This is a genomic window from Arthrobacter sp. 2YAF22_2 (genome assembly GCF_052114645.1).
Classification (GTDB): domain Bacteria; phylum Actinomycetota; class Actinomycetes; order Actinomycetales; family Micrococcaceae; genus Arthrobacter.
This window is the reverse complement of the sequence record NZ_JBFRFD010000468.1, coordinates 1-2,863: the sequence shown is the minus strand read 5'-3', so window position 1 is coordinate 2,863 and position 2,863 is coordinate 1. Positions and strand designations below refer to the sequence as shown.

Annotated in this window: 3 protein-coding genes; all 3 read left to right on the top strand. The window is 61.9% G+C overall.

All coding sequences use genetic code 11. The annotated features are described in order from the left end of the window. Positions 1 to 536: 536 nt before the first annotated feature. On the top strand, positions 537 to 911 hold the full coding sequence (rpsL, locus tag AB4Y86_RS15955; RefSeq protein ID WP_011692814.1) for a 30S ribosomal protein S12: 375 nt from the start codon (positions 537 to 539) through the stop codon (positions 909 to 911). 1 nt (position 912) lies between these two features. Next, a complete protein-coding gene (gene rpsG, locus AB4Y86_RS15950) occupies positions 913 to 1,383 on the top strand; it encodes a 30S ribosomal protein S7 (RefSeq protein WP_441403163.1) in 471 nt (156 codons plus the stop codon). Between the two features lie 69 nt (positions 1,384 to 1,452). Further along, positions 1,453 to 2,863, top strand: a 1,411-nt coding sequence (gene fusA / locus AB4Y86_RS15945; protein ID WP_441403162.1) for an elongation factor G, incomplete at its 3' end; no start/stop codon positions are given.

Genomic DNA, 2,863 nt, shown 5'->3' with positions numbered 1-2,863 from the left:
CCTGAGTTCCACGCCATCCCGCTGGATGACTACGATCTGGGCAGCGACTTCCGCTAAACGGATAGCTCTCCCAAGGATGGTCCCGCACCGCAAGGTGGGGGACCATCCCCGTTTAACCCGTCGATTGCTCCGTAGCTGCCGTTTTGGGACCCCAAAAGGGCGCTACCGGAGCAATCGACGGGTGGGGTAGCCCCTCGCTTCCGCGCCGATTAAGGGCAGGGAGCCCACCGTGGTAGACTTGAGACTAATTGTTATTGTGGCAGTGGATGAGGGCGCCGGTTTCAGTTACTCAGCGTAAGGCTGAGACGCTGAACCAGGACGACGTTTCCGGTTTGCAGGGTTCTTGTGCAACGTATGCCACATTTTCGCATGCCTAGGGGCCAGTCGGGATGGAATTCCGGGGCCCGGGCCTGCGGTCCGACTATTAAGGCTTCGCCTCGGCTGCTCTGGAGAGAATTTCACGGCTCGAGCTGCGGGGCGCAGCGACAAGAGAGTGGTCGCCAACGGCCGCTCCGGATAAAACGGAGAACACGAGAGTGCCTACGATTAACCAGCTGGTCCGGAAGGGCCGCACGCCGAAGGTCAAGAAGACCAAGGCCCCCGCGCTTAACGGCAGCCCGATGCGCCGCGGTGTTTGCACCCGCGTGTACACGACAACCCCGAAGAAGCCGAACTCGGCTCTGCGTAAGGTTGCCCGCGTGCGCCTCAACGGTGGCGTTGAAGTGACCGCTTACATCCCCGGTGTGGGTCACAACCTGCAGGAGCACTCCATTGTGCTCGTCCGTGGTGGTCGCGTTAAGGACCTCCCGGGTGTCCGCTACAAGATTGTCCGTGGCGCCCTCGATACCCAGGGTGTAAAGAACCGTAAGCAGGCCCGCAGCCGCTACGGCGCAAAGATGGAGAAGAAGTAATATGCCTCGCAAGGGTCCGGCCCCSAAGCGGCCGCTAGTACTAGATCCGGTTTACGGCTCCCCGCTGGTCACGCAGTTGATCAACAAGGTGCTCGTTGACGGCAAGAAGTCCACCGCAGAGCGCATCGTCTACGGTGCCCTCGAAGGCGCCCGCGAGAAGAGCGGCGGCGACCCCGTTGCCGCCCTCAAGAAGGCCATGGAGAACATCAAGCCGAGCCTTGAGGTGAAGTCCCGCCGCGTCGGTGGCGCCACCTACCAGGTCCCCGTTGAGGTCAAGCCGGGCCGCGCAACTGCGCTGGCCCTGCGCTGGCTCGTCGGCTACTCCAAGGCCCGCCGCGAAAAGACCATGACCGAGCGCCTCCGGAACGAAATCCTGGATGCCTCCAACGGTCTCGGCGCCGCTGTGAAGCGCCGCGAAGACACCCACAAGATGGCCGAGTCCAACAAGGCCTTCGCTCACTACCGCTGGTAATACTTCCCGGACGCCGTCGGCTCAACCGAGCCGGCGGCGAACGTGCAGTCCATCCGAAAGGGAGACACCGTGGCACAGGACGTGCTTACCGACCTTAGCAAGGTCCGCAACATCGGCATCATGGCCCACATCGATGCCGGCAAGACCACTACTACCGAGCGCATCCTGTTCTACACGGGTGTGAACCACAAGATCGGCGAAACGCACGACGGCGCGTCGACCACCGACTGGATGGAACAGGAAAAGGAACGCGGCATCACCATCACGTCTGCCGCCGTGACCTGCTTCTGGGAAAACAACCAGATCAACATCATYGACACCCCGGGCCACGTGGACTTCACGGTCGAGGTTGAGCGCTCCCTGCGCGTCCTCGACGGTGCTGTCGCAGTGTTCGACGGCAAGGAAGGCGTGGAGCCGCAGTCCGAGACTGTTTGGCGCCAGGCCGACAAGTACAACGTCCCGCGCATCTGCTTCGTCAACAAGATGGACAAGCTCGGCGCTGACTTCTACTTCACCGTCGACACCATCATCAGCCGCCTCGGTGCCAAGCCGCTCGTCATGCAGCTGCCGATCGGTGCCGAGAACGACTTCATCGGCGTCGTCGACCTGCTGTACATGCGTGCACTGGTCTGGCCCGGCGACTCCAAGGGTGACGTCACCATGGGTRCCAAGTACGAGATCCAGGAGATCCCGGCTGACCTCAAGGAAAAGGCCGAAGAGTACCGCGCAACGCTCGTTGAGACCGTTGCAGAGTCCTCCGAAGAGCTCATGGAGAAGTACCTCGAAGGTGAAGAAATCACCGAAGACGAGCTCAAGGCCGGCATCCGCAAGATGACGATCAACTCCGAGCTCTACCCGGTCTTCTGTGGCTCCGCGTTCAAGAACCGCGGCGTGCAGCCGATGCTGGACGCCGTCGTGGACTACCTGCCGAACCCGCTCGACGTTCCCCCGATGATCGGTCACGATCCTCGCGACGAAGAGAAGGAACTGACCCGGAAGCCCTCCGCTGACGAGCCGTTCTCCGCGCTGGCGTTCAAGATTGCCGCGCACCCGTTCTTCGGCCAGCTCACCTTCATCCGCGTGTACTCCGGTCACGTGGAAGCAGGCTCCCAGGTGGTTAACTCCACCAAGGGTAAGAAGGAGCGCATCGGCAAGCTGTTCCAGATGCACGCCAACAAGGAAATGCCGGTTGACGGCGCTACCGCTGGCCACATCTACGCAGCTATCGGCCTGAAGGACACCACCACCGGCGACACGCTGTGCGATCCGAGCAACCAGATCGTCCTTGAGTCCATGAGCTTCCCGGAGCCCGTGATCTCGGTTGCGATCGAGCCGAACACCAAGGGTGACCAGGAGAAGCTCTCCACGGCCATCCAGAAGCTCTCCGCTGAGGACCCGACCTTCCAGGTCTCCCTCAACGAAGACACCGGCCAGACCATCATCGCCGGCATGGGCGAGCTTCACCTGGACATCCTGGTGG